This is a genomic window from Pseudonocardia sp. SID8383 (genome assembly GCF_009864975.1).
GTDB lineage: Bacteria > Actinomycetota > Actinomycetes > Mycobacteriales > Pseudonocardiaceae > Pseudonocardia > Pseudonocardia alni.
The window spans coordinates 1-1120 of the sequence record NZ_WWFY01000363.1 but is presented as its reverse complement, the minus strand read 5'-3'; the positions used below and the strand labels follow the sequence as shown (position 1 = coordinate 1120).

Genomic DNA, 1120 nt, shown 5'->3' with positions numbered 1-1120 from the left:
CCCGTAGGAGTCTGGGCCGTGTCTCAGTCCCAGTGTGGCCGGTCGCCCTCTCAGGCCGGCTACCCGTCACCGCCTTGGTAGGCCATCACCCCACCAACAAGCTGATAGGCCGCGGGCCCATCCCCCACCGAAAAAACTTTCCACCACCAACCATGCGATCAGTGGTCCTATCCGGTATTAGACCCAGTTTCCCGGGCTTATCCCAGAGTGGAGGGCAGGTCACCCACGTGTTACTCACCCGTTCGCCGCTCGTGTACCCCCGAAAGGGCCTTACCGCTCGACTTGCATGTGTTAAGCACGCCGCCAGCGTTCGTCCTGAGCCAGGATCAAACTCTCCAACAAAACCCTGACTTGCAACAAACAACTGGCCACAACACCCGACGGGATCGAATGCTGCAACCAAACAAACAATTTGGCACAAAACGCCAAACCGAATCAAAATAGCTCGACACACTGTTGAGTTCTCAAAAGACACCCGCACCGCACTCACCCAACCCCCTGAAAAGGAAGCGGGATCCTGAAGACGGATCGCCTTGACCCACCAAGACAACCACACCGAGAAACTCGGCGAACCACCGGGGGTCGCTGTCCGCGGGGCCTGTTGACCGGGCCTGTCAGGGCCCGTTCTGTCCGGCTCACTCGCTGACGGGGAGAAAGTTACACGGTCCGTCGGACGCCGTTCACAGGGGGGTCGGTTTTCCGTATCGTCGCAGGTCAGCGGGCTCGTGGCGCCGTACCCGCGGCACGCTGGGCCGCCGGGCCGTAGGCGCGGCGTCGTCGCACTCCGTCCGGGACCAGGCCGACGCGTGTGACCGGGACGTCGGGGACAAACGATAACCGTCGTGGTTATCGTTCTGGTGATGTCGACTCACCCGGACGGACCCGGCTCCGCCACCCCCCTGCTCGCGATCGAGGCGCTGACGGTGACCGTCGGCGGTCGCGACGTCGTCGACGGGGTGGGCCTGCGGGTCGGACCGGGTGAGCGGGTCGCGCTCCTCGGCCCGTCGGGGTCCGGCAAGTCGCTGACCGCGGCCGCGGTGCTCGGGCGCCTCCCCGCCGTCGCGTCGCTGCGGGGCCGCGTCCTGCTGGGCGGTACCGACGTCGGCGCGGTCCCGGCCGC

General features: G+C 65.6%; 1 protein-coding gene and 1 rRNA gene. One reads left to right on the top strand and one right to left on the bottom strand.

The window, feature by feature from the left end:
- Positions 1 to 342 (bottom strand): 16S ribosomal RNA (locus GTW08_RS08705); the annotation flags it as partial.
- A gap of 518 nt (positions 343 to 860) precedes the next feature.
- On the opposite strand from GTW08_RS08705, the gene GTW08_RS08700 reads away from it, so the two are divergent.
- The coding region (locus GTW08_RS08700) for an ATP-binding cassette domain-containing protein (protein ID WP_161151748.1) at positions 861 to 1120 on the top strand (260 nt) is incomplete at its 3' end.